Source organism: Paraglaciecola chathamensis S18K6, from assembly GCA_000314955.1.
GTDB classification, from domain to species: Bacteria; Pseudomonadota; Gammaproteobacteria; order Enterobacterales; family Alteromonadaceae; genus Paraglaciecola; species Paraglaciecola chathamensis.
Genome location: BAEM01000007.1, coordinates 233670 through 258817, shown reverse-complemented (window position 1 = coordinate 258817; position 25148 = coordinate 233670). Strand labels below are relative to the sequence as shown.

Below are 25148 nucleotides of genomic sequence, written 5' to 3'. Positions count from 1 at the left end.
GTGAACGACAAATGCTATTTTTAGTATTAAAAAATCAGATCAGGACAACACAGGGGGGGGCACGGGCAATCGCAAGGGAATATTGATGGGTTTTTACATACGAATCATAGGGTAATAGAGGTGGAAGTTTAGGCAGCGGTGGCGTTATGGAATGAACGATTGCCACTAGCGTTTTGTCACTGTGGCTGTCTGCTAAATACGCAAAAGTGCACTTTATGCCGTGAGCATTTACAGGGGCGTCATCTGGGGGCGAAATAAATTCAAGGGCGCCTGTTTGCTCAAAAGCGCTTAGAGAAATCCATTTGTACTCATGACCTGTACATATCAGTATTGCGTCGTCGTTAGCAAAGGCTTGTGCTTTATTGACGATGTTATTCGCCGCGAGCAAGGCACCAGTGGCATTAAATAATAACGCGCACAGCAGTAATATTTGGGGTAATTGTTTGGACCATCCAGCCCGCTTGTAATATTTGAGTTTGCTAATCAAATGACTATCGCAAATTTGCTTCCTTTACAGTAAGTCTACAGTTTTATAAGCAATAAAAAAGGGCCATAAGGCCCCTTTTTCAACAGCTGGTGTGATTACATTTCGAATTCTTTCTTGAAACGTAGACCAAACTCACGTCTGTCGTTACTGCGGACAATACCTACAAAGCCATTTTGCTGTAAGCGACCTTGGTCGTATATTTCATCCGTTACGTTTTCGCCATACAGGCTTAACGACCAATCGCCATTGACTGAGGTGTAATTCACATCAAAGCCAAGAATACTGCGCGAGTCGATCGTTTCGTTGGGGTTGTATACCGACTGGCCCTGCATCTCATCACGGAATGAATAATCAGCTTTGAATGCCAATGTGGCTCCGCTGTCTAAATCCACGTAGTAAGAAGGCGCTATCATTAACGTCCACTCAGGTGTTAGGGCGGGTGAGTCACCCACGCCAACACCGTTTACGTTTTCGTCAACTTGGGTAATCTCAGCATCCAAGAAGCCCACTGCAGCGCGTAACGAGAAGTTATCTGTCACGTCAACTGTGGCTTCAAGTTCGATACCTTTTGCTTCTGATTTACCTGCATTTTCAGTGATGGTCACAAAACCGCCACCAGCAGTAGGATCAGAAAACGGTAAGGCTAGGTCGTCGTATTTAGTAATAAACACAGCAGCAAGTAATGATACGTTTTCAGCGATTTTACCCTTCAAGCCAGTTTCGTAGTTAATCGACGTGGTCTCGTCAAACTGCACGAACTGAGCAGCGCCACCAAATGGGCGCGGAGGGAAACCACCCGTTTGATAGCCTTTTTGCACCTGAGCATACACGTTCAAACCATTGTCTAACTGATATGCTGCGTTTACATCCCAGGTGACTTCGCTAAATTCAGCACTTCGGTATGCACGCTCAGCAAAGCTAGGGAACAAGGCATCTGCGTCTTTTTTGTCTTTCGAGTAACGCAGACCACCGCCAACTGTGAGTTTTTCAGACAGATCGTATGATGCATTGGCATAAATTGCGAAAGCGTCGGTTTCTTGATGTAAATCGAAGAAGCCATAATCACCGCCGAATCCGGTTGGCGTACCATCATTGTTTAGTGCACCCGGGGTGTTGAATGGGCTAAATACCCAAGGGCCTGACTCGGTGGAACCTTCTTCGTTGAAGAAGTACACACCTGACACAAAGTCGTAGTTATCAAAGGTACCATTGACTTGTAGTTCAACTGAATATTGGTCTGCTTCGCCAGTTTCCGGGAATTCTGATAAATTCAGCGGTGATGCATCATCATCCAAGCCGCCTTCGTAATCAGAGCTGCGGAAGCTGGTGATAAGTTTGGTGGCGTAGTTTTCATTGATGTCCCAGTTGGCGGTAATTGACGCACCCCAACCAGCAGAAGCTGTGGATTCAAGCCCTGGCACTGTAGTCCCTAAATCATCAGGATCAGCGGGGATCAAATCAGGCGTTAATAGTGGGAAATCACCGTTGAATATATCCGTCGGATCTGGACTTGGGTCCGTGAATTCTATGGTGTAAGGCGACTGACCACTTTCGTTATCGTAACCATCTACCGCAAATAAAAGTGAGAAGTTATTGCTGACACGCCAGTTGGCAGATAAACGGCCACTGAACTCTTGCTCTTCACCAATTTCTTTTTCAGGGTTTGCTAGGTTAACGGCTTCACCTACACCGTCACGCTTTTTGAATGAACCACTAGCAGCAATGCTTACATCATCGTTAATGTCACCATTGATGTATAGATCTGCGGCCACACGGCCTAGGGTTCCCACCTTAGCGGCTACACTCGCCATGGACTCATCGCCTGGCTTTTTAGTGATGATATTAACAGCGCCACCTAGCGTATTACGGCCGTACAACGTACCTTGCGGGCCGCGTAATACTTCAACGCTGGCAATATTAGGTAGACTTAGGTTGGCACCCATTTGGCGACCAAGATAAACGCCGTCAACATAAACGCCCACGCCAGGATCGGTCGTGATGATGTGGTCTTGTAAGCCAATTCCGCGAATAAAGATTGATGCGTGTGCTGAGTTACCAGCGCCGTAACGACTAACGTTTAGGTTAGGTACGTATTTGCCCACATCATCTAGATTGCTGATGTTGGCGTCGTCCATAAAGCTATCGCTTAGTGAGGTGATAGCAGTAGGAGATTCAAACAAGCTTTCAGTACGCTTACGCGCAGTGACGGTAATGTTCTCAAAGTCATCACTTGATGCTTGTTCGGTTTCAGCTGTTTGCGCGCTGACGGTACCTGCTAAGGCTAACGACACTGCTGCGCCAAGTAGGGTGAGTTTACGTGAAAATGTATGTGTGTGTGCTGTCGGGCCCAAGGGTGCTCTCCAAGTTGTTTTGACGCGCAATATTGCAATAGCTAATCGTTAACTACTGGTCAATGGTTGCATCATTATCATTATGGTTCTTTTTTACTCAGCATTGTGACAATGACAGTCACAAGTAATACATGAATAAAAAGAGTATCGAGAGGGGTCTCTTAGGCGGGCAGTATAAACTAATGTGCTATTTATGTTTACGTTTTATTACACTTTTTATTCTGCACAATATAGTGATATCGCAGCGCGCTTTTCGTTTTAGACTGTTTTTTGCCCCTACGTTGGTTTTATTTTTTGAAGGGCGCTCGGCGGCATACCTTTGCTCATTCGGTTAACGTACAATGGCGCTTTTGAAAATGCAAAAGAGCAGGGTTATATGTCGATTCATTGGTATCCAGGGCACATGCACAAAGCCCAGAAGGAAATAAAAGAGTTATTGCCACAAGTAGATTTGTTAATCGAGGTGCTTGATGCGCGTATTCCTTATTCCAGTGAAAATCCAGCGATAGCGGCTATTCGTGGAGACACCCCTTGCATTAAGGTGTTAAGCAAATCTGATTTGGCCGATCCTGAAGTAACCGCTATGTGGCAAGCGCACTTGGAACAAGAACGCGGAGTGAAAACGTTCACTAGCACCACAGAGCAACCGCAAAAAATGAAACAAATCATCGATTTGTGCAGAAAAATGTTGCCTGAAAAAGACGCCAGTATCAAAACAATCAATACCATGATCTGCGGAATTCCTAATGTGGGTAAATCCACCCTTATCAATATTTTAGCTGAGCGCATTATTGCCAAAACAGGCAATGAACCTGCTGTTACCAAAGCACAGCAACGTATCAATTTAGGCAGTGGCATTATTTTGTTCGATACGCCTGGTATTTTGTGGCCAAAAGTTGAAAACCCACAAAGTAGCTACCGTTTGGCGACCACAGGGGCCATAAAAGACACTGCTATGGAATACGACGACGTTGGCTTTTTTGCGGCTGATTACTTTATAAAGGCGTATCCAGATTTACTCAAAGAGCGTTATAAATTAGACCATATACCTGACACGGAAATAGCGTTTTTAGAAATGGCAGCAGCTCAGCGTGGTGCGTTGCGAGCGGGTGGTCGAGTGAACTTACATAAAATATGTGAGGTGCTGGTCAACGAATTCCGTTCAGGCAAGTTAGGACGTATCAGTCTTGAAACCCCTGAAATGGTGCTCAAAGAAGAAGCTGAAATGGCCGAGGCTGAATTGAAAAAAGCCGAAGAAAAGGCACTTCGCAAAGAGCGCTTTAAAACGGGCTCTGCTACCCGTGATAAAAAAGCCCAGAAAGAGCACCGCATAGAACGGGTGCAGCGACGCAGTAAAGAAAAGCAAGCGCGCAAAAAGTAATCCCAACTTTCGCCAGTAATTAACCACTGGGCGAAAATTTAAAATCCGCCGAATGCTTCTAAGTAGGCATTCGTTTATTGGCATTGGCTTTAGCGTTAACGCAGGCCAATTTTGCACAAAATATCATGCATTTGCTGTTGCAAGAGTAGGCTAGTCGATAGGGGCATAAGCCTCGCCTCTTTTTCGCCATCGAGTATGCACTGACTGGCCGCGTCTATTTGAAACTCAAAGCCAGAACCCCGTCTTTTTTCTACGAACTCTTCGACTTTTTCATCTAGCTGAAACAGGCTGCAACGATCTGCTCGCCAAAAGTTAGGTATGTCGATGTACCCATTTTCACCGATGATATAAGCCGAGTTCTGAAATTTCGCCCTAAATGAGCATGCCAAAGTGGCGGTTGCATCTGGATACTGAGCGATCAAAGTCAGGTCATCTTCGACACCGGTTTTCGCTAGTTTATGACTGACTAAACTAAGATCGGGCAGCTGATTTATAAAGTATTGGGCGATGGCTAAGGTATAGATCCCCATATCCAATAAACAACCTCCTGCGAGCGCTGGGTTATACATGCGATCTCCCTCAACGAATGTTACCGGGTAACCAAAGTCGGCTTTAACCTGATGTATTTTGCCTATGCGACCACTGTTTACCCATTCTTTTGCTTTGAGGATCGTAGGCAAAAAGTAGCTCCACATACCTTCCATTAGAAAGCGATTGTTTTCACCAGCGAGCTGAATTAATTGTTCACATTGTTCTGGAGATACGGTTATCGGTTTTTCACATAACGCATGCTTGCCGGCCTTTAGCGCAGCAGCTGCTTGCTCAAAATGAAAGTTATGTGGGGTGGCTATGTAGATGGCGTCTACGTTTGGGTGTAGATAAAGCGCTTGGTACCCCTCAAGTATCTCTGGTGTTTTATAGATATCAGCAAATTGCTGTGCAGCTGATTTGGTTCGTGACGCAACCGCGGTCAGCTCGGCAAATTGGCTGTGTTGTATATCTTTACAGAACGTGTGGGCAATACGTCCGGCGCCTAAGACGCCCCAGCGCACTTTTTTTTCGACAGTCATACTTGGCTCATTCTTAAGATTAGTTACTTCGTATACTTCGCAAACACTAAGCATTGTTGAGCGAATATGCATTTGTTTTTTTTGCGAAAACACTCATCGAATCAATCAAAAAGCGAAATTTAACCTATTTAAGGTATTAAGCGACATACCTTAGTATCGCCTTATAGATTTTACCGCTGACGTGATTGGGGTTTAATTGCCTCAACGAAACGGAATACCTAAACAAATTACTCGAGGAATTGACCATGTTGAAAATAGTTAAAACTTCTATCGCTATCGCCGCCACTTCATTATTTATGTCGGGCGCAGCACAAGCTGACGTAGCAGAAGCATTACAGAATATTTGTACCATAGTAAAAGCAGACGACAAGGGCGAACTACGTAAAAAAATGAAGCGTGTTCAGTCTGATTATCGATTGAAATTACAAGACTACTACTCAGGCATTTCATGTGGTGGTAACAGTCTAATCCGCACCGCGATGTTAAGCGATGCAGTTGAAGCCGGTACATTGTTGGTTAAGAAAATGCCTAAAAGCGATTTATCGACACCTGAGCAAGACGGCAAGACTGTTATTGCTTGGGCAACTGAAAACGGTTTGAATGCATCACCTATCATGAATGTGCTTAACGACCGTATATAAATAAACACTGCTAACATTCAACGAATGTAACGCACAAAAGTTTCAACATGGTAAGCAGGTAGCGCTACTTGCTCCTTAGAAAATGGCCCCTTTTGGGGCTATTTTTTTTGCCTGTTTTATAAGCGCACTATATAACAGCCAATTTAGTCTTAATTTTTCATGTGTTTTCTCACATGTGCGGTGAACCGCCATCCATTAAGTCATCTTTTTGCGTGTTTATAAGCATAAGTTTGACGTTGACATAAGTTAGTCACTAATAGCGATTCCGTGCTATTTTGATGTATTCAAACTGAATTATTGGGCAGCAAGGAAACAGCATTGGTGAAATGTGTCTGGGTATGTATTCTGTTACTCGTTGAAGCTATGCCTAGTGCGATTGCCGCAGAGGCTGTTTTATTTGAGTTTTCGAAACAGTACGAAGCTCTAACGCTACAATTGAATTCAGAGCCCCAGCAAGTGTTGGCCGAGTTATTAGCTAATCCCCCTTCGGCAGATACCAGCGATGCGCAAAAAGCAGAATACTACGCAATCTTAAGCGATACGTATTACGCATTAACTTACCCACAAAAAGCCATCGAAAGCGCCCGTCAAGGGTTGGCTTACATAAACAAACAGCGTGAACCTTGGTTGTATCACAACCTTAGGTTGATTGAAGCCAGCGCGCTAGAAATGGCAGGAAAACCTTTCGAAGCGCTGAATAAAGTTGATGCTGCAATCGGCTGGGCGCAAGAAAATGAAGACGAAAAAACCTATTTGCTTGGCTTATATGTACGTGGTTCGTTGTTTTCGTCACTAAATGAATATAACGCGGCTGCTGAGAGTTATTTAGAGGCCTACAACCAAACAACCTATTACACAGGGAAGACTTCAAAGGCAAACATTGCCGGCATGATAGGCGTGATGTACGAAAACCGAGGAGACTACGCCCTAGCCATTCCTTATTTCGCTGAAGCCGTTGCGCACGCGCGTAAAAATGATGAATCATTGAATTTAAGTATTGTCTTGTACGGTTTAGGTTCAGCAAATTTTCGGGTAGGAAATATTGAGATAGGTGAAGCACAGATCCTCGAATCTGCAGATATTGCCAAATCACTAGGAGATACCCAGGGCGTTGGTTATGCACTTAAATTGCTCGCTGAAATTAGTATTGAAAAGCAAGATTATGCGCTTGCAGAGCAGCGCTTGCATGAAGCGGCAGAGATATTTGCCAATAGTGAAAATAAACCAATAGATTTTCAAATTGCGAAAAGTCTGTTTGTTGTGGCGTTAGCTCAACATAATTACCAAAAGGCGCTGAGGTATTCGCGCATTGCTAAAGCTAACTTAGACCCAAATCTGATGCCCACCGAAGCCATACAATTGACGTCTTTGGAAGGCAAACTCGCCGCGGCCCAAGGCGACTATCAAGCAGCCTATGCGCACAGCTCTCGGGCGCTTACCTTGAGTGAAAAATATCACGAAAGCCGCAGCGCTGAGCAAATTCATACAGTGCGTGCTATTTACAAGGTACGCGCCTCTGAACAAGCCAATCAATTATTGGAACACCAGAACCGTCTACAGCGCTTTGCTCTAAATGCGCAAGAGCAACGAAATATGTACTTGTGGTCATTTATAGCGGTTGTGCTGCTGGTTTGCTGCTTACTCGCTGTGATGGTCTACCGGGTAAAGTCACAAAGCCGAGCGCTAGTTAAGTTAGCAACCACAGATGATCTCACAGGGTTATATAATCGCCGGTATATTATCGAGCAGCTTGATAGGCAAGTTATTGCGGCTAACCGTTACGGTTATGATTTGTGTGTCGCCATCATCGATTTAGATTTCTTTAAAAAGATAAACGACAGCTATGGCCATGCAGTGGGAGATCAGGTGTTGCTTGAGTTTAGCAGTGTGTGCAGCGAAAACTTGCGAAGAACAGATTTACTTGGGCGCATTGGAGGGGAAGAATTCTTAGTACTTTTACCGCACACAACGTTGCAAGACGGGTATAATGCCCTCGATAGTTTGCGCTGCAAAGTGTCACAAATGAGTGATGTGGTGGGGATTGAAGGCTTATCGATCAGCGCTTCGGTAGGGTTAACTTTCAATGCACCGAATCTTGATGGGATGCAGCTTATGGCCAACGCCGATATCGCGCTGTACCAGGCAAAAACAGGTGGGCGCGACCAAGTCATCATTCATCCGACGAGTTCTACGTCCGCTTCATAATTAGGTTTGCCTACACACTATGGGAAATTCAAATCGAGGATTCATTCTTACCTCAGATCTGCGTGAAATATCAGGCCAAACGTGCCTAGAATTTTGGTTGTCTAGTGCCGACGGGCCCATCAAGGTAACAACCACGCCACAACAAGGTGTATTTTTTATTAGCCAGCAGGATGCGGCACAGGCAAAAGACATCCTAGCTACCAGCCAAATTTCCTGTCAAATTAACGCACTGGCGTTAAAGCGTTTTGATCAGCAACCGGTGAGTGCGCTGTATTTCTCGCGTGCGAAGCAGGTTTATGCAGCTAAAGAGCGCTTACGGGTCCATGGCATTACCTGTTACGAAGCAGATATACGTTTAGCTGATCGCTATCTTATGGAGCGTTTTATCTACGCCAGTGTCGATTTTCGAGGGACTAGGCAAAGCACTGCTAAATACCCTAATTACACACAAAGTCAGCTCAAACCCGGCCAATATACACCGTCATTTTCGGTACTTTCTATTGATATTGAATGCAGTGAAAAGGGCGAGCTGTACTCTATTGGGTTCGCTAGCAGCACATACCAAGCTGTGTTTATGATTGGCGATAACCAACAGGGCCCCGATTTTATTCAATGGGTGGCCGATGAGAAAGCATTGCTGCAGTGCTTTATCGCTGCAATACAAACCCAAGATCCCGATATTATTATTGGCTGGAACGTGGTTAATTTCGATTTTCGCCTGCTGATTGAGAGCGCTCAACTGTATAACCTAAAGCTTACCTTAGGCCGTGGCGGTGAAGCGGTATATTGGCGAGATGCGCCAAACGAAGTCAATCAAGGTTACATTAGCATGCCCGGGCGTGTAGTAATCGACGGTATCGATGCTCTAAAAACAGCGACTTATCAGTTCGCTAGTTTCAGTTTAGAGTTTGTCGCCCAAGCGCTTTTAGGCAAAGGCAAACTTAGCGATGATGTGGATGACCGCCTAGCGAAAATTAAACACGACTTTGTGCATAACAAGGTGAAACTGGCGCAATACAACCTACAAGATTGCCAGCTTGTGCTGGAGATATTTGAGCACACCAAAATGTTGGACTTTCTAACCTTACGCAGTCAATTGACTGGGCTTGAGTTAAACAGAGTCGGTGGGTCAGTGGCGGCGTTTGTTAACCTTTATTTACCTAAACTGCACAGAGCTGGGTATATTTCCCCTAATCGGCCCGTTGATGGTGGTCTAGCAAGCCCTGGTGGATACGTGATGACCTCAGCTCCCGGGTTATATCGCAACGTTTTGGTACTTGATTTTAAGAGTCTTTACCCCTCAATTATTCGCACATTTAAAATTGACCCACTGGGGTTGGTCGAGGGGCTACGTGCACCAAACGACGGCATTCAAGGCTTCAAAGGTGCTGTGTTTAGCCGTGAGCAGCATTTTTTGCCTGACATAATTACCTCGTTGTGGCAGCAAAGAGACACGGCTAAACGCGATAAAGATGCGGCTCGCTCGCAGGCTATCAAAATACTGATGAATTCATTTTATGGGGTACTTGGTTCCGGTGGTTGTCCTTTTTATGATACGCGCTTGGCCAGTTCAATCACCCTGCGTGGCCATGAAATTATGCAAACTACAGCCACCTGGGTCGAAAGCATGGGTTACAAAGTCATTTACGGCGACACTGATTCTATTTTTGTGTGGTTAGGGGACGAAATGCAAGCCCAGCAGGGTTTTGAGGTGGGGCTGCAATTGCAACAATCGATCAACCAGCGCTGGCATGAACAAATCGCCGAACAGCACCAAGTTGAGAACTTTTTAGAGATTGAATTTGAAACTCAGTTTAATCGTTTTCTAATGCCAACAATCCGAGGTTCAGAACTAGGAAGTAAAAAGCGCTACGCTGGTTTAAAACGACGCCAAGGTGAGGAAGACGAATTAGTGTTTAAAGGGTTAGAGTCGGTACGCTCTGACTGGACACCTATGGCGAAAACGTTTCAGTTAGCCTTATACCAGAAGGTCTTTACTGGGCAAGAAGTCAGCGCCTACATTCAGCAGTTTGTTGCACAAATACGCACTGGTGAGCTGGATGAGCATCTGGTGTATCGTAAACGTATCAGGCGTCCGTTAGCGCAATATGTTAAAAATATTCCGCCTCATGTAAAGGCTGCTCGTTTGGCTGATGAGCAAAATGAACAGCTCGGTAAACCCTTGCGTTATCAGCACAAAGGGCAAATTGCTTATGTTATAACCTTAAATGGTGCACAACCTATTGAATATCAAAGCTGCTCGTTAGATTATGAACATTATATTGAAAAACAAATAAAACCCATCGCAGAAAGTATTCTGCCCTTCATCGGGGTGTCATTCACTGACATAACCAGTGCTCAGTTGGGTTTATTTTAGTAAGATATTGCGCACTGCTATAGATAAGCACTGTGGTTTTAAGGAGAGAATTTTGCACGATGTAAATGTAATGATAGTAGACGATGATGATATTACATTGACGTTGTTGGAGCATATTGTAGAAGAGCTAGTGAGCGGTGAAATATTGGCTTTTTCGAGCAGTATTAAAGCGAACAAATTTTTATTAAGTGAAGATGCCCAGCGTATAAATTTGGTGATTTGTGATTGGCAAATGCCCAGTGTTAGCGGATTGCAAATATTGGAAACGTTGCGTATCAAAGCCAAAGATTGCCCTTTCTTTATGATTACTGCTAATCCGACCAAAGAATTAGTCATTAGTGCTAAGCGCCTTGGCGTGACAGATTTTGTCGCCAAGCCGTTTAGTGCTGACGATTTAACCCAAAAACTTTCCGTGCTTCTTGAGAAAATTAGCCAAACGTAAACCTAGAGACTTTTTTAATGATTCAGTTTGACAAAATTATTGATAGAACCCCTTCGAATGCCTACAAATGGGAACGCTATAAAGGCCGCGAAATCCTGCCAATGTGGATAGCCGATACTGAGTTTCGCTGTGCGCAACCGATACTAGATGCGCTAAAAGACAGAGCTGAACATGGTTTATTGGGCTATACCCTGCCTAGTCACGCCACTGGCGCTATTCAAGCGGTGGTTGATTGGATGGCAAAACAGTATGACTGGCAGATAAAGCCTGAATGGTTGGTATGGACACCTGGCGTGGTACCAGGGTTTAACATGGCCTGCCAAGCCTTTTGCCAACCTGGGGATAAAGTGATTGTACAAACGCCAAATTATCCTCCTATGTTGGCGGCACCAAAATTAAACGGCTTAGCCCGTGCTGATGTACCGACAGTAGAAGTAGATGGCAAGTGGATGCTTGATTTCGATGTGCTAGAACAGCACGCCAAAGATCCAAAATGCACATTGTTTATTTTATGTAACCCGATGAACCCAGTGGGCAGTGTGTTAGATGAGGCGCAGTTAACGCGTATCGCTGACATATGCGCAGCCAATAACGTGATGTTATGTTCTGATGAAATTCACTGTGATCTGATTCTCGATAAAGACGCAAAGCATATTCCAGCGGGTAAGCTTAGCAGTGCGCAGAATAATTCAGTGACCCTGATGGCCGCCAGTAAAACCTTTAATGTGGCTGGTTTGGGTACCTCTTTTGCGATCATTCCTGATGCCAAAGTACGTCAGCGCTTTAATCAAGCAGGCCAAGGTTTGGTGCCTTGGGTAAATGTTATGGGCCTAGCAGCAACCGAGGCGGCTTTTACTCAATGTGATGATTGGTTGGCTGAGCAATTAGACTATTTACGTGCTAATCGCGACTATTTAGTCGAGCAAATTAACCAAATTGACGGGTTAAAAGTGATTGCACCACAAGCGACATTTCTCGCATGGATTGACGCGAGTGGCTTAGGCGTAGAAAACCCGCAAACCTATTTTGAAGAGAAAGGGGTCGGTCCTTCGCCGGGTATCGATTTTGGTGACAAACAGTTTGTGCGAATTAACTTTGGTTGCCCACGCTCACAACTAGAGCAAGCGATTAAGTGTCTTAAGAGTTAGTGAATTGCTGGTTTAATCAAAAAAGGCGCTAAACCGTTTCGGTTTAGCGCCTTTTTAATGCGTAGCAAAACAATTAAAAGTTAACTCTTGCACCTAATACGAATGAGCGTCCTGGCAATGGTGCGACATCTTTTAAGAACGAGGAATGTACGCGGGCAACGCGATCTGTCAGGTTGTTTCCTTTCAAAAACACAGTGACATCTGAATCAGCCACAGTGGTGTAGTAATTCATCGCCGCAGAAACCAAGGTATATCCATCTGTTTGCGTTTCATACGAAGCAAATTTATCTTGCTTAGCATAATGCGTAGCGCCTAGCTCGGCATGCCAGTCATCTGTTTCCCAATGAAATTGCATACCCAAACGCATGGCTGGAATACGTGGCACATTACGGTTACCGTCTTCACTGGCCGCTTCGTCTAATTTTGCACGAGTGTAATCGGCAAAGCTTTCGACGCGTAAATTATCACTTAAATGCCAGTCAAGCTGGGCTTCGAAACCATATAAAACGGCATCTTGCTGACGGAAGATAAACACAGGTGTTACCTCTTCTTCATGATCGTGCTCGTCTTCTAATTCTTCTTCCTCGTGGCCATGCAGTTGTTCACTATCAAGGCCGGTGTCCTGCTCATATAAGTAATTAGCAATGTCGTTATAGAAAATACTGACATCAGCGGTTATGGTGTCGCCTTGGTAGCGATAGCTTAAATCAAGGTTATTTGACACTTCGTTTTCAACGCTGCGACTCGACTGCACTAATTCGTAACCATCGTCGTCCAATTCAATATCAAACCCAGCGCCTACTTCAAAGGTTCCAGTACTGATATGTAACCCATTTGAGAAAATCTCAGAAGCAGATGGAGCGCGTTCAGAACGAGCATAATTGAAGGCTAAGGAGCTTTTCTCATTTAAGGTGTAAACCACGCCTGCAGAGAAACTGCTGGCGTTAAAAGACTCGTCAGCGAAATGAATTTCTTCGTGCTCTTCATCAGCATCGTCATCGTCGTGCTCATCTTCGCTGAAAAAGCTGTTGTCAGGTTGATGTTTTGTATACTCAAAACGCGCCCCTAGTTGCCATAAAAAAACGCCAGTTTGTTTTTCTTCAAGCACAAAAAGTGCGGTTGACCTAGTCTCGGTGCTGGGGGTGAATGCTTCTTCACCAAGCGCAGAGAAATCAGACGACGTGAAGTGCACACCCACCACGCCTTCCCAGCCACTAAGAGGAGCATGCTTGGCCCACAAGCGTGACTCTTTGGCTTCATTGCTAAAGGTGGTACCGATAGCGCCGTCTTCGATTTCACTGTGCTCATAATCTGTGTACGCATTAAGCCAATGGATTTGGGTGAATGGTCCATCGATGTTTTGCCAATCAATGCGAGATTGGTAACGATTTTGTTTTAAACGCGCAAATACGCTTTCTTCTTCGTGTTCAGCGTCGTGATCTTCTTCATCATGCTCTTCTTCGTCATGGTCTTCATCCTCGTGCGCATGTTCATGACCGGGGATACCATATTCGTTATCTAAGCGCGCATAGGAAAAGGCTACATTTACATCATCGCCAATCCAGCCAATGCCGACGGTTCCACCACTGGCATCAATGGCGGAGTTTTCTAATTTACCCACGCTATCTGAATCTGCATCACTCGCTTCATCAGGGATCTCATAGTCGTCGCTATCACGGGTAAAGCCATCTGCATGAAAGGCAAAGTTGCCAGTGCCACCGTTGATATCACCTGACAGCATTTTCTCATTTGAAACACTGTCGTACGAAGTGGCCACTTCGCCGTTTATGTCGTCTTGGCGTTCCCGAGGAAGGCGGTTATCTACCACGTTAACCACGCCACCAATAGCACCGCTGCCGTACAATAGGGTTGCAGGGCCGCGAAGCACTTCAATTTGCGTTGCGGTTGATGCTTCTACGGTGGTGACATGATCAGGGCCAACACGTGAGGCATCTGAGGTGTCTAGGCCATTTTGTAGAATTTTAACCCGAGGTCCGTCTAAGCCGCGGATAATAGGACTACTAGCAACAGGACCAAAATATGTGCTGTTTACACCTGGTACGCCTTTAAGCGTTTCACCTAAGGTGGCCGCTTGGGAGTTATCGAGTGCTTCACCGCCTAAAATGGTCACTGGAGTGGCAGACTCTAAAACAGACCGGCCGATAGGATTGGCAGTAATGACTAAGGTCTCAATACTCTGTTCATCTTTTTGAATTGGTTTTTCTACGGCATAAATGCCGGTGCTAATAAGCGCACTGCATAGCGCGGATAGTTTGAACATTGTCATGTGTGACCTTACTGCTTTTATTAATGTTTATAGGTAATGTTATAATATAACACCAAAAAAAGTATTTTTAGTCAATTAATTATTAAACTTTTATGTAATACAAACTCACTGGCGCAGTTAAGGCCATATGAATACGGTTTTATGGGCCGGTTCTGAACTCGCTCAAACGCGACTCTCCAAGGTATAAGCTTTATGTAAAACACTCTCTTATAAATGTTTCAAATTATTAGTTAGCTTGCTAAGTAAATTAATGCCCTTATAATTGTTAGCATGCTAAGTAAATTCATATCTTTCGATAAAGATATAAGTAATGTGAGGTCGAAATGGCTGGTAAAAATAGTCAACCCAGAAAGCTAAACAACCCCGCTATGGGCTGGTTGTTAGGGCGTGTGTTTCGTTTATGGCGAAGCGCTATTTCGCAGTCTGTTAAACCGATGGGCATGACCGAAGCTCGTTGGTCAGTAATGATGAAATTAAGAACCCTAGGCGAGGGTGTATCACAACATACACTAGCAAGTGAGCTTGGAATTGAATTACCTTCGCTAAATCGCACGGTGAATCAGCTGGTTGAACTTAATTTGGTGGAGCGACGTGAGCATCCCAGTGACAAGCGCTGCAAGTGTTTATGGTTCACCCCAGCAGGCAACCAGCAATTACAAACGCTGGAAACGTTTGTCGGTACTGTGCGTACTGAGTTAACGCAAGGAATCACCGACGAAGAACTTGATGGCATGTTTAACGTATTGAAAAAAATCGAAAGCAACGCTTGTGCCTTGCTGGACAAGCCAACTGAGGGAGGACTTTAATCATGGCACCTGATCAAGTGTTTAAACGCTGGGTACATATTGCCCTTGCTGTGTTTGCTTTATCGTTTGCATACTTTTTGGTCGCAGACTTGTGGATGCCGGTGAGTACTCAGTCTCGAGTGTTGCATCCTGTGGTGAATATTTCGTCTAAGGTCAGCGGACAAGTACAGACAGTGTATGTAAAAAACAATCAGAACGTTGAGGCTGAGCAGGTGCTTTTTAGCCTAGATAAGCGCCCTTACGAAATAGCGGTCGATAAGGCCAAGTTAGCCGTTGAAAGTGCATCTCAAACGAACCTGCAATTAGATGCGTCGATCGCGGCCGCGAAAGCGCAAGTACTGGCGTCAAAAGCAGATGTAGATGAGTTGAAATTAGAAGTTGAGCGAGTAGAAAGCTTGATTAAATCAAACACGGTCTCGCGGCAGTTGTACGACCAAACCAAGGCGAATTATCGAGCTGCGCAAGCACAAGTAGAAGCGGCCCAAGCGGATGTCGTTAAGTATCAAGCCCAACGTGGTAAAGATGGTGCAAATAATTTGCTTCTTCGCCAAGCCCAAAACGCGTTGCAAGACGCGCAACTGCAGCTGGATTACACAGACGTACGCTCGCAAGTAAAAGGCCAGGTTACTAACTTACAGCTTCAGCCGGGTAACTATGCACAAGCGGGTTCAGCTGTGGCGGCTGTGGTGGTTGAAAAGGGCGATATTGTGGCGGATTTTAGAGAAAAGTCGTTAAGTCATGTGCAAGTAAATGACACCGCTTCTATCGTATTTGATGCCCGTCCGGGGGAAGTGTTTAATGGCAAAGTCGTGGCGATTGATGCTGGTGTGAAAGACGGTCAACTCAATGCTGATGGGTCACTGGCGAACCCAGAAAATTCTGACCGCTGGGTGCGTGATGCTCAATATATGCGAACGCATATTGTATTAACTGACAATCAGCAATTACTTGAAACCTTACCCTCAGGAGCAAGAGCAACCGTTCAGCTTCATCCTGTAGGTGGTATAGCCAGTTGGTTGGGCTCTGTGCAGGCCCATGTGATCAGCATTATTCACTACGTCTATTAGGTTGTAGCTGATGTTAAAACCACAATTAAAGTTGCCGTTTATACGCAAAGGCAGTGTGAGTAAGCCTGCCCATAGAGGGTTGACGGCGAATGAAGTGCGTCAATGCTTGCGCGTTGCTTTTGGCGCGGCACTTGGCTTTACCATCAGTAAAGTCATGGGCTGGAACTACGGTACGTTCTTTACGGTATATCCGATGCTTTTGTTGGGCTTAGTGCCGGTTTTAAACAGTCATATTATTCGTCAATTTCTGGCTAACGCTGCGCTGGTTACGGCGTTTGTATTCGTGGTGCAAGGTATGTTTGGCGATCAACCTATTCCTATGACGATCGCGGTTATCATGATCTTCGCCTTTATGTTTTCGTGTATGTCGAAGGGCGCTAATTTTTTGTTCGGTGCTGTGGGCATGGTGGGCTTGTCGATGCAGTTGCACTTTGCAAGTTACAGCAGTGCGTCGGTCAGCGATCTTGTGATGTCAAATGTGGCTGCAAGCTTGCTCACCATCTTGCTTGCGATGTTAATGCATTTCATTTTCCCCGATGTTGAGGCGCGCGCCAAACCTCCGGTGATAACCAAACCCGATAGTAATCGCCGCCATGAAGTGATATTGGCGACCACAGTCGCGACCTTGTCATTTATCGTGTTTCAGGTGTTGGATTTACAAGACTCATTGTCAGCTCAAGTCTCGTCGGTGCTGATATTATTTCCGTTAAATTGGTACGGGGCTGGGCGTTCAGCGCTCAATCGTGCCATTGGCACACTGATCGGGTGTAATATTGGTTTGGCTTGGCAGTTTATATTACTCGATCACAGCGGGATCTTATGGTTTGTGAGTATCGCGTTGTGGATAAGTGTAATGTTGTTTGCTCGTTACCATATGTTAGAAGGGGGCGGTTCAGGTGCTGGTTTTGGTGCAATGACTACAATGGGGATCTTGTTTGGTCAGTATTTAACGCCGCAACAAGACTTGGTATACAACGCTCTCTATCGTTTTACATCGGTTACTGTATCTGTGGTTTTAACGCTTATGGCTGTGTACGGTATGCACAGATTACTGAATAAGTTTGCCAATACGCGCTTTATTATTCCCACTCCAGTAAATAATAAATAATAAATAACTAACCACTTAGCAATTATTTAATGTAATTGGTATTAAAGAATACCAATAAAAAAGAGACCCGAAGGTCTCTTTTCGTTTATTAGCACGGGCTAATTAACTGTTAGCTTGTCTAAAGCGTGCAATCAACGCGTTGGTTGAGCCGTCAAAAGCGAGAGGCGCATCCGTGTTAACGATTTTATCTAACACTTGATTTCCTAGCTCTTTGCCTAACTCTACACCCCATTGATCGAATGAGTTAACGCCCCAAATTGCGCCTTGCACGAATACTTTATGTTCATACATAGCCACAAGAGAACCCAAGGTTTTTGGATCCATTTTCTCAAACAACAAGGTATTGCTTGGCTTGTTACCGGGCATGGTTTTGTGCGTTGCTAACTTAGCGCGTTCGGCTTCATCTAGCCCTTTCCCTTCAAGGTCAGCATAACATTCATCAAAGGTTTTCCCTTGCATCAAGGCTTGGGTTTGACCGAAACAGTTCGACGCGAGCATGGCATGATGAGTGTCATCTTGATTTGGTACATTAAGAGGTAGCATAAAGTCAGCAGGGATTAACAAGGTCCCTTGGTGAATAAGCTGGTGGAATGAATGCTGACCATTTGTGCCTTCACTACCCCAAATAATTGGGCCTGTAGCATAGTCGACTTGGGTGGTGTCTCCGCTGATATTCTTGCCGTTACTTTCCATATCCAGTTGCTGAACATACGCAGGGAAGCCACGTAAATAATGGTAGTAAGGCAGAAGCACATGACTTTGGGCACCAAAGAAATTGATATACCACACACCTAACAGGGCAGTTAGTATGGGTAGGTTCTGCTCGGGTGGTGCGGTTTGGAAATGTTGATCCATTTCAAAGGCGCCTTCGAGTAGCTGGCGGTAATTGTCGTAACCTAGGGTTAACGCAATTGGCAAACCGATAGCTGACCAAAGCGAGTAACGCCCGCCAACCCAATCCCACATAGGGAAAATGTTATCTTCGGCCATACCAAAATCAGTGGCGGCCTTGATATTAGAAGACACAGCGATAAAGTGCTTGGCGATGTCTTGTTGTGTACCGCCGGCTTTTAAAAACCACTCTTTTGCGGTTAGGGTATTTTGCAACGTTTCTTGGGTGCTGAATGATTTAGACGACATCACCACTAAGGTTTCTTCGTGATCTAGGTTGCTAAGCACATCATGGATATGGCAACCATCAACGTTGGCTACAAAATGCACTTTAACACCGTCAAACCAATAGGGCTTAAGGGCTTCAGACATGATCTTAGGGCCTAAGAACGAACCTCCAATACCTATGCTTACGATTTGTTTTAGTGCCTTACCTGTGTAACCTTTGCGTTCACCGCTGTGAATGCTGGCAACAAAATCTTTCATTTTATCTTGGCAAGCGAGTACCTCGGGCATCACGTCTTGACCATTCACATATACAGGCTCACCGGAAAAGTTACGCAAGGCGGTGTGCAATACGGCGCGCTGTTCTGTGTGATTAATGATATCGCCTTTAAACATGGCGGCACGCTTTTGTGTTACTTGGCTTTCATCTGCCAAGGTAAATAACGCTTTTAGCACGTCGTCAGTGATTAGGTTTTTAGAATAATCTAACTCTATCCCGCAGGCCGTTTGCTGGTATTTGCTCGCACGAGAGGTATCGCTAGCGAACCAGTCGCGCATGTGTTGCTGTTTAACATCGTCAGCTAATGAGGCAAGCGTTTGCCAAGTAGGGGTGTCAGTCAGCGCAGTCATGCAAGACTCCTTAGTCATTGTTTTCAATTTTATACAGTAAAAAAAAGCGCCTAAACAGACGCTCTTTTAATTGTGCTTTTATTACAGATAGCTTTTAAGCAAGGTTTCAAGCTTCACTTGGTCTGCGGCAAAGTTACGAATACCTTCTGACAACTTCTCGGTTGCCATCGGATCTTGGTTCAGTTCCCAGCGGAATGCGGCTTCATCTAGCGGCTTGCCTGGTGCCGATGTAGCGCCAGTGTCTTTCAATTTAACGTCAAGCGGGGCGTCGGTATTTGACAATTCTTCTAGCAAGCCAGGGCTGATAGTTAAGCGGTCACAACCTGCAAGCTCGGTGATTTCACCAATATTACGGAAGCTTGCACCCATAACTACCGTTTTGTAGCCGTGCTCTTTGTAATAGTTGTAGATCTTGGTCACTGATAGCACACCTGGATCTTCATTCGCTGCGTACTCAGACTTACCTGTTTTCGCTTTGTACCAGTCAAGAATACGACCAACAAAAGGTGAAATTAGGTAAGCGCCAGCTTCAGCACATGCTTGGGCTTGGGCAAAGCTGAACAATAAGGTTAGGTTACAGTTGATACCTTCTTTCTCAAGGTGTTCAGCAGCTTTAATGCCTTCCCACGTTGAAGCAAGCTTAATCAAGATGCGGCTTTTATCTATACCAGCTTCTTTATATAGGGCAATAAGCTTATGAGCTTTTTCAATGCTGCCTTGGGTATCGAATGACAAACGTGCATCTACTTCAGTAGAGATACGACCCGGAACGATATTCACAATATCGGTTCCTATGGTTACAGCGAGTTTATCGCCAGCGTCAATGATTTGCTGATCAGCGTCATCTGATTGCTCTTTGGCCCAAGCAACAGCATTTTCAAGATGTGAGCGATATTGCTCCATCTCAGCAGCTTTAAGTAACAAAGAAGGATTCGTTGTTGCATCAACAGGTTGATACTTTTTAATCGCTTCGATGTCGCCTGTATCGGCAACAACTGTGGTGATATCGCGTAGTGCTTGTAATTGATTGGACATGCTAACCTCGAATTCATTATGTTGTAAAGTTACAACATTTTAATCAACAAATGTATATGTTCTCAAATTTCCTAGGTTTATAGTGGGGCGTGATCACGCCACTATCAATACTGAAAACGAATTAAATCTTTATGACAGTATGCGAATAATAACCAAGATCAGCTGAAAACAAACAGGTAGCATAGAATATAACCCTTAGCCTGTAGACGCGAGCAAAACACCGACAATGACAGCAAAAATAACCCTATTACAAGAAGACATAAATCAACTCGCTGTGGATGCTTTAGTACGCTGCCAATATTCGTCGGTGAGTAAGCTTACCGAAATTACCTTGGCTAACATTTCTCGCTCGCCAGATGCTGCGTGGCAAGCACAGAATGCGTTGCAATTAGACGTTCCTTTGAATGCTCAATCGCACGTAAGCAAAGACACGCTTATCGCTCAGGCATATCGACAGGCGTTTGAATTCGCTGATGGCGCTGATATCCGCAGTATTGCGTTGAATGTTTTAGGACCAGAGAATTGCAACGAGGTAACGTCTGCCTCGATTGAACATTGTGGGTTGGCAATTCGTTGTGTCAGTGAAGCATCAATTAGGTATAACAATCTGCGTAAAATTATTCTGTGCGCTCGCGATGAACAAGAATATCAATATTTGGTAAGCGCATTGCAGAGTGTGCAATTGCACTAATACCAACTCTCTCGCAATAAATTAGGCGTTAACAGTACTTCAAGGCTGTAAGAGAAACCACGCTAATGATAGAATTTTACAATTAAACTCATCTATTTTAATCGTTTGTTCCCAGCGTAGCTGTTGGTATCATAAGCCCATCTGAATAAGTGTAAGGAATTTTCATGTTACTTGTTGTATCACCAGCTAAAAATCTCGATTTTGAAAAGCAAGACATTGCTCCCGCTTCAACGCAACCTGAGCTATTAGAGCACAGTCAGCAGCTAATTGATCGCAGCCGCAAGTTAAGCCCCGCACAAATTGGTTCATTAATGAAAATAAGCGATAAGTTAGCGGGCTTAAACGCTGATCGTTTCGCAGCGTGGCACACACCTTTTACCGATGAGAATGCTAAGCAGGCTGTGTTAGCTTTTAACGGGGATGTATATGGAGGCTTAGACGCAGGCAGTTTTAGTGAAGAAGACTTTTCATATGCACAAAAACATATGCGAATATTGTCTGGTCTATATGGTTTATTAAAACCGCTAGATTTAATGCAGGCATACCGCTTGGAAATGGGCACCAAGCTTGATACTGAGCGCGGCACCAACTTATATCAGTTCTGGGGCAATATTATTACTGAAAAGCTTAATCAAGCATTGGCCGAACAGGGTGACAACGTATTAGTTAATTTGGCATCTACTGAGTATTTCAGTGCGGTCAAACCTAAAGCCTTAGAAGGCGAGATTATTGAGCCGGTATTTAAAGATTTTAAAAATGGCCAATATAAAATTATTAGCTTTTACGCCAAAAAAGCCCGTGGCTTGATGGCACGCTATATTATTCAGCACAAGGTGAGTGAAGTGGCTCAGCTTAAACAGTTTGACACCGCGGGTTATCGCTTTAGTGAAGAACAAAGCGCAGGTAATAAGCTGGTATTCTTGCGGGACGAGCAGTAACGCGCAACATCAGCAGTAAGAAGTGCTTCTTCTTGCTGCATTCCTTTCTGCTGGCTGGCAACAGCAAACTGCTTCAAAGGTAATACCTGAATTTAAGCGCTGAAGCGGGGATTAGCCGCAGTCTGCCTTGTCGCACTGATAATTGCTCGACGACGCTTGTCTCAATGCACCTCATTGCACCTCATTGCGACGCAGGTTTTCAAATAAAGAAGGCTCCCAGGGGCGCATAGCCATCAATATCCCGAAGTGCTGGCGTTTACTTAACGGTAGATTTGCATCCTCTTGATTTAATACCGCTGCCTCTTTCGTTAACTGATTAAGCTTGCGCTGAATAATATCCACTGAGGTTTGTGAATAGCGCCCTCGCAAGTAAAAGCGAAAGGTCCATGGTTCTTCCTTCTTTGGCGCCATAAACTTAACCATCACTTCTCGTTCCATGAAACGCTCGAGAGGCCCGCCGGGAATCCACCTAAAATCTTGCGCAATCAATGATTTGTAGTGGTTGTTGGGCAGTAAATCGATAATTTTAATTCGATCAAGCTTTGCCAATAACTGAACACATTCATGACTATCAATATCGTAGTGCTCAATGATCTCATCGAACGTCCAGGCGTCGCGTACACAAACAGCCACAAGCAACAACTTAGTGTTGGCGAGCAATTCGTTTTCTTGCTCTTCGGTGAGCTGAGTCAGTTGCTGAGTTTGTTTCTGGGCGATAATGAAAAGGTCGGAAAGGCTCATTTGTAAAATTTCACAAATTTGCTCTAAGCGATCTAATGCGAAGCTATTTGTGGAGAAGATACGCTTCACGTTGGCCTCGCTCATGTCTAATTGGTTAGCGATGTCTTTGTAGGTGATTTGGTGTTGGCGCAGTAACTGTTTCAAGGTGCTGCTGATCTGACTTATTTGACTCATAAATCCCTTTAAGTAGCGTTTTAATATACTTTTAGTTGCAACTGAGTATACATAAATGGTCATTGTTTACACAGGTAATACTCACGCTTAATCTGTGTCTCGTCTCTTGGCAGCGCCATCAGGCGACAAATAATATCTACTGATAACAATGAAAAAGGATTACCGATGAAACTTATCAATACGCTACTTACCGCGACATTTATACTTGGTACCACTGTTATTGGCGCTACGCAGGCCAATGCTGCGGGCTCAGTGCAGCATAGCGCTCAAGCGAGCAAGCATTCTGCGTTAGCGTTAACTGAAGGAGTAGCGTCCACGGCAAAAGTGGCCAGTGTTGCTGTGGCTGCACCGTTAATCGTAACCGGCGGTGTAAGTTTAGTCACCGGCAGCGTTATTGTCGAAGCCGCTGATAGCATCAAAAGTAGTCATAGCAGCCACAGCCATGCTCATAAAAATACGCAGGTTGCGCCATTAGTTATTAGTGACGCAACTGTCACCGTAGACCCTGCGCCAAATCAGGTCATCATTATTCAAAACAATAACACGCAAGGTCAATAATGATGACTATATCTTCTAAACAATGGCTTATAGCGTTAGTCCTTACATTAACTTTTTCTTTCACGGCGTTAGCGGGCAGCCAAGCAAATCAAGCAAGTACACATGAACCAGAGCAAATCGTCAGTTTTGCTAAAAACGTTGAAAAGTATGCCGCAGGGCAGGGCGCACGAGCATTTATTATCGCTAGAGTGGGCCGCCCGCAAAAAGATCTACCCAAAGGGATACGCTTCACCCATACGGCGGTGGCTCTATACTCAGATATCACCCTAGATGACGGTGAAATGGTCAAGGGCTACGCGATTTATAACCTGTATCAAAAAAGCGGAGAGTTAGACAAAAGCCAGTTGGTCACCGATTACCCAGTAGATTTTTTTTGGGGCGCTGATCAGCTAAGCGCGGGAGTGATTATTCCCACGCCTGATATGCAAACGCGTTTAATTGACATCATTACTACAGGCAAAAATGCGCAGCTGCATAATGAAAATTACTCGGTGATTGCAAACCCAATGAACGGGCAGTTGCAGAATTGCACTGAGCACACCCTAGACATGCTCAATGCAGCCATTTATCAAACCACGGATGTGGCTAAATTGAAGGCCAATACACGTGCGTATTTTACCCCCAGCGTGTGTACACCAGCCGCTTTAAGCTGCTGTTTGGTTCAATGTTGCAAGATGACGTCACGACCAAAGATCATGAGGGTAAAGTCGCTACTACAACCTTTACCTCAATCGCTCAATATTTAACGAAATATGACTTAGCCAGTCAGAGCGTTATTTTAGGCAGTGACGGACAAGTAGTAGAAGTCCTGTCTGGTTCGAAATTTGTGACGAGTGCAGCGAATTCATCAATATAAATCACAGCGGGGCGCAGACTGTCCGGCAAATGAAGTTAAGAGCAATGAAACAAAAGCACTAATACCAATCCGCATTAATAAGTGCCCCCTCAGAATGCGTCCAGCGGTTTTTGATTAAGGCGTCGCTATGAAGTAATGGTTGTTCCCTTTCGAATAGTGAGAACGCAGAGCAAAAGCTGCTGGGGCATTCCTTTCAGGCGAGTTTTAAAAGGGCTTACACTGCTTTGCATGACTTCGAAAGAGAACAACTATTCATTCAGTCATGCGCCTTGTTTAAGCCCTTTTAAACTCTCGCTGAGTGATCACTTATTAAAGTGGAATGGTATAAGGTATCGAAATAATAGACTTTTAGTGTATCTATACTCAACAAATAGCAAGAGGGTTTATTTAACCTAATCCAAGGAGCATAGTAGTTTAACCCCAGCAAGACGCGGGTTTAATTAACCATTATCAAAGAGGGACAAACAAATGACAATTCAAGCACCTACAAAATCATATACATTGGCGTCGGTAGCAGCGTTACTTATTGGAGCGGTTGCTTATGGTATCGGCTTGTTCAATGCACAGATGGCACTAAACGAAAAAGGCTACTACTTGATCATTATGCTCTACGGTTTGTTCTCAATGGTCTCGTTACAAAAAACAATTCGCGATAAGGCCGAAGGCATCAAAACCTCAAGCATGTACCAAACCTTATCATGGGCCTCATCTGGCTTTGCTATCGCATTGTTAGCGATAGGCTTATACAACGCTGAGCTAGCGTTAAGTGAAAAAGGTTTTTATGCTATGGCATATGTTTTAAGTTTGTTTGCAGCCGTTACCGTTCAAAAGAACGTACGTGATAAAGACGCTCTTGCCACGCAACAAGATGAAATACCACAGGCAGAATAATATATAACAACGAGCAGCGCATAATAAAAAGCCGCGGGGTCATTTGCAGTTGAAGCGAATCGACCCCGCGGCTTTTTTGGTGTTTATGTGCCTGTAACTCGCTTACTAGCACTGAGTTAGTAACACAGAAATTGCTTTATATTCGGGC

20 protein-coding genes and 1 pseudogene are annotated in these 25148 nt (G+C 44.6%); 14 read left to right on the top strand and 7 right to left on the bottom strand.

What is annotated here, in order from left to right; all coding sequences use genetic code 11:
* Positions 1-34: 34 nt before the first annotated feature.
* Both GCHA_RS02905 and GCHA_RS02900 read right to left on the bottom strand, forming a co-directional pair.
* Positions 35-487 carry a hypothetical protein gene (locus GCHA_RS02905; protein WP_007984859.1) on the bottom strand — a complete coding sequence of 151 codons (453 nt, stop codon included), beginning with the start codon at positions 485-487 and terminating at the stop codon, positions 35-37.
* Between the two features lie 95 nt (positions 488-582).
* A complete protein-coding gene (locus GCHA_RS02900) occupies positions 583-2838 on the bottom strand; it encodes a TonB-dependent receptor (protein ID WP_007984857.1) in 2256 nt (751 codons plus the stop codon).
* 376 nt (positions 2839-3214) lie between these two features.
* Between GCHA_RS02900 and ylqF the strand changes: the two genes are divergently transcribed.
* Entirely contained in the window at positions 3215-4219 is a 1005-nt protein-coding gene (ylqF, locus tag GCHA_RS02895; protein ID WP_013754651.1) for a ribosome biogenesis GTPase YlqF, read from the top strand.
* Positions 4220-4314: 95 nt separating this feature from the next.
* On the opposite strand, the gene GCHA_RS02890 is transcribed toward ylqF, so the two are convergent.
* Positions 4315-5289, bottom strand: a complete 975-nt coding sequence (locus GCHA_RS02890; protein ID WP_007984851.1) for a Gfo/Idh/MocA family protein — start codon at positions 5287-5289, stop codon at positions 4315-4317.
* Positions 5290-5534: 245 nt separating this feature from the next.
* On the opposite strand from GCHA_RS02890, the gene GCHA_RS02885 reads away from it, so the two are divergent.
* The 5 genes from GCHA_RS02885 (at position 5535) to GCHA_RS02865 (ending at position 12102) form a co-directional block, all read left to right on the top strand.
* The gene (locus GCHA_RS02885) at positions 5535-5930 is read left to right on the top strand and encodes a DUF3718 domain-containing protein (protein ID WP_007984849.1); all 396 of its coding nucleotides are present in this window, start codon (positions 5535-5537) and stop codon (positions 5928-5930) included.
* A gap of 321 nt (positions 5931-6251) precedes the next feature.
* Positions 6252-8135, top strand: a complete 1884-nt coding sequence (locus GCHA_RS02880; RefSeq protein ID WP_007984845.1) for a GGDEF domain-containing protein — start codon at positions 6252-6254, stop codon at positions 8133-8135.
* Between the two features lie 19 nt (positions 8136-8154).
* Entirely contained in the window at positions 8155-10512 is a 2358-nt protein-coding gene (locus GCHA_RS02875) for a DNA polymerase II (RefSeq protein ID WP_007984844.1), read from the top strand.
* A 52-nt stretch (positions 10513-10564) separates the two neighbouring features.
* Positions 10565-10954: a response regulator gene (locus tag GCHA_RS02870; protein ID WP_007984841.1), complete on the top strand. Its 390-nt coding sequence runs from the start codon at positions 10565-10567 to the stop codon at positions 10952-10954.
* Between the two features lie 17 nt (positions 10955-10971).
* Positions 10972-12102, top strand: a complete 1131-nt coding sequence (locus GCHA_RS02865; RefSeq protein ID WP_007984839.1) for a MalY/PatB family protein — start codon at positions 10972-10974, stop codon at positions 12100-12102.
* A gap of 73 nt (positions 12103-12175) precedes the next feature.
* Here the strand turns inward: GCHA_RS02865 and GCHA_RS02860 are convergent, their stop codons facing one another.
* Positions 12176-14389, bottom strand: coding sequence for a TonB-dependent receptor (locus tag GCHA_RS02860; protein ID WP_039991987.1), 2214 nt, complete (start codon positions 14387-14389; stop codon positions 12176-12178).
* A 323-nt stretch (positions 14390-14712) separates the two neighbouring features.
* Between GCHA_RS02860 and GCHA_RS02855 the strand changes: the two genes are divergently transcribed.
* Genes GCHA_RS02855 through GCHA_RS02845 form a run of 3 tightly spaced genes read left to right on the top strand, consistent with a single transcriptional unit; the run spans position 14713 to position 17370 of the window.
* The gene (locus GCHA_RS02855; RefSeq protein ID WP_007984834.1) at positions 14713-15195 is read left to right on the top strand and encodes a MarR family winged helix-turn-helix transcriptional regulator; all 483 of its coding nucleotides are present in this window, start codon (positions 14713-14715) and stop codon (positions 15193-15195) included.
* Positions 15196-15197: 2 nt separating this feature from the next.
* Complete coding sequence (locus GCHA_RS02850; protein ID WP_007984832.1) at positions 15198-16262, top strand: HlyD family secretion protein; 1065 nt, start codon at positions 15198-15200, stop codon at positions 16260-16262.
* 10 nt (positions 16263-16272) lie between these two features.
* Entirely contained in the window at positions 16273-17370 is a 1098-nt protein-coding gene (locus GCHA_RS02845; protein ID WP_007984830.1) for a DUF2955 domain-containing protein, read from the top strand.
* Positions 17371-17472: 102 nt separating this feature from the next.
* Here the strand turns inward: GCHA_RS02845 and pgi are convergent, their stop codons facing one another.
* The gene (gene pgi / locus GCHA_RS02840; RefSeq protein WP_007984828.1) at positions 17473-19116 is read right to left on the bottom strand and encodes a glucose-6-phosphate isomerase; all 1644 of its coding nucleotides are present in this window, start codon (positions 19114-19116) and stop codon (positions 17473-17475) included.
* Positions 19117-19197: 81 nt separating this feature from the next.
* Positions 19198-20151, bottom strand: coding sequence for a transaldolase (tal, locus tag GCHA_RS02835; RefSeq protein ID WP_007984826.1), 954 nt, complete (start codon positions 20149-20151; stop codon positions 19198-19200).
* A gap of 226 nt (positions 20152-20377) precedes the next feature.
* Here tal and GCHA_RS02830 point away from each other — a divergent pair, with 226 nt between their 5' ends.
* Entirely contained in the window at positions 20378-20842 is a 465-nt protein-coding gene (locus tag GCHA_RS02830; RefSeq protein WP_007984823.1) for a macro domain-containing protein, read from the top strand.
* Positions 20843-21006: 164 nt separating this feature from the next.
* Complete coding sequence (gene yaaA / locus GCHA_RS02825) at positions 21007-21780, top strand: peroxide stress protein YaaA (protein WP_007984821.1); 774 nt, start codon at positions 21007-21009, stop codon at positions 21778-21780.
* 171 nt (positions 21781-21951) lie between these two features.
* On the opposite strand, the gene GCHA_RS02820 is transcribed toward yaaA, so the two are convergent.
* Positions 21952-22695 (bottom strand): helix-turn-helix domain-containing protein, encoded by a 744-nt coding sequence (locus GCHA_RS02820; RefSeq protein WP_007984818.1) that lies wholly within the window; start codon positions 22693-22695, stop codon positions 21952-21954.
* Between the two features lie 165 nt (positions 22696-22860).
* Here GCHA_RS02820 and GCHA_RS02815 point away from each other — a divergent pair, with 165 nt between their 5' ends.
* The 3 genes and pseudogenes from GCHA_RS02815 to yiaA all read left to right on the top strand — a co-directional run bounded on the left by GCHA_RS02815 (position 22861) and on the right by yiaA (position 25000).
* A complete protein-coding gene (locus tag GCHA_RS02815) occupies positions 22861-23253 on the top strand; it encodes a hypothetical protein (protein WP_007984814.1) in 393 nt (130 codons plus the stop codon).
* Positions 23253-24109 (top strand): annotated as a pseudogene (locus GCHA_RS02810) (DUF2145 domain-containing protein). The gene GCHA_RS02815 and the pseudogene GCHA_RS02810 overlap by 1 nt, the downstream one beginning before the upstream one ends.
* Positions 24110-24577: 468 nt before the next feature.
* Positions 24578-25000 carry an inner membrane protein YiaA gene (gene yiaA, locus GCHA_RS02805; protein WP_007984809.1) on the top strand — a complete coding sequence of 141 codons (423 nt, stop codon included), beginning with the start codon at positions 24578-24580 and terminating at the stop codon, positions 24998-25000.
* Positions 25001-25148 lie beyond the last annotated feature (148 nt).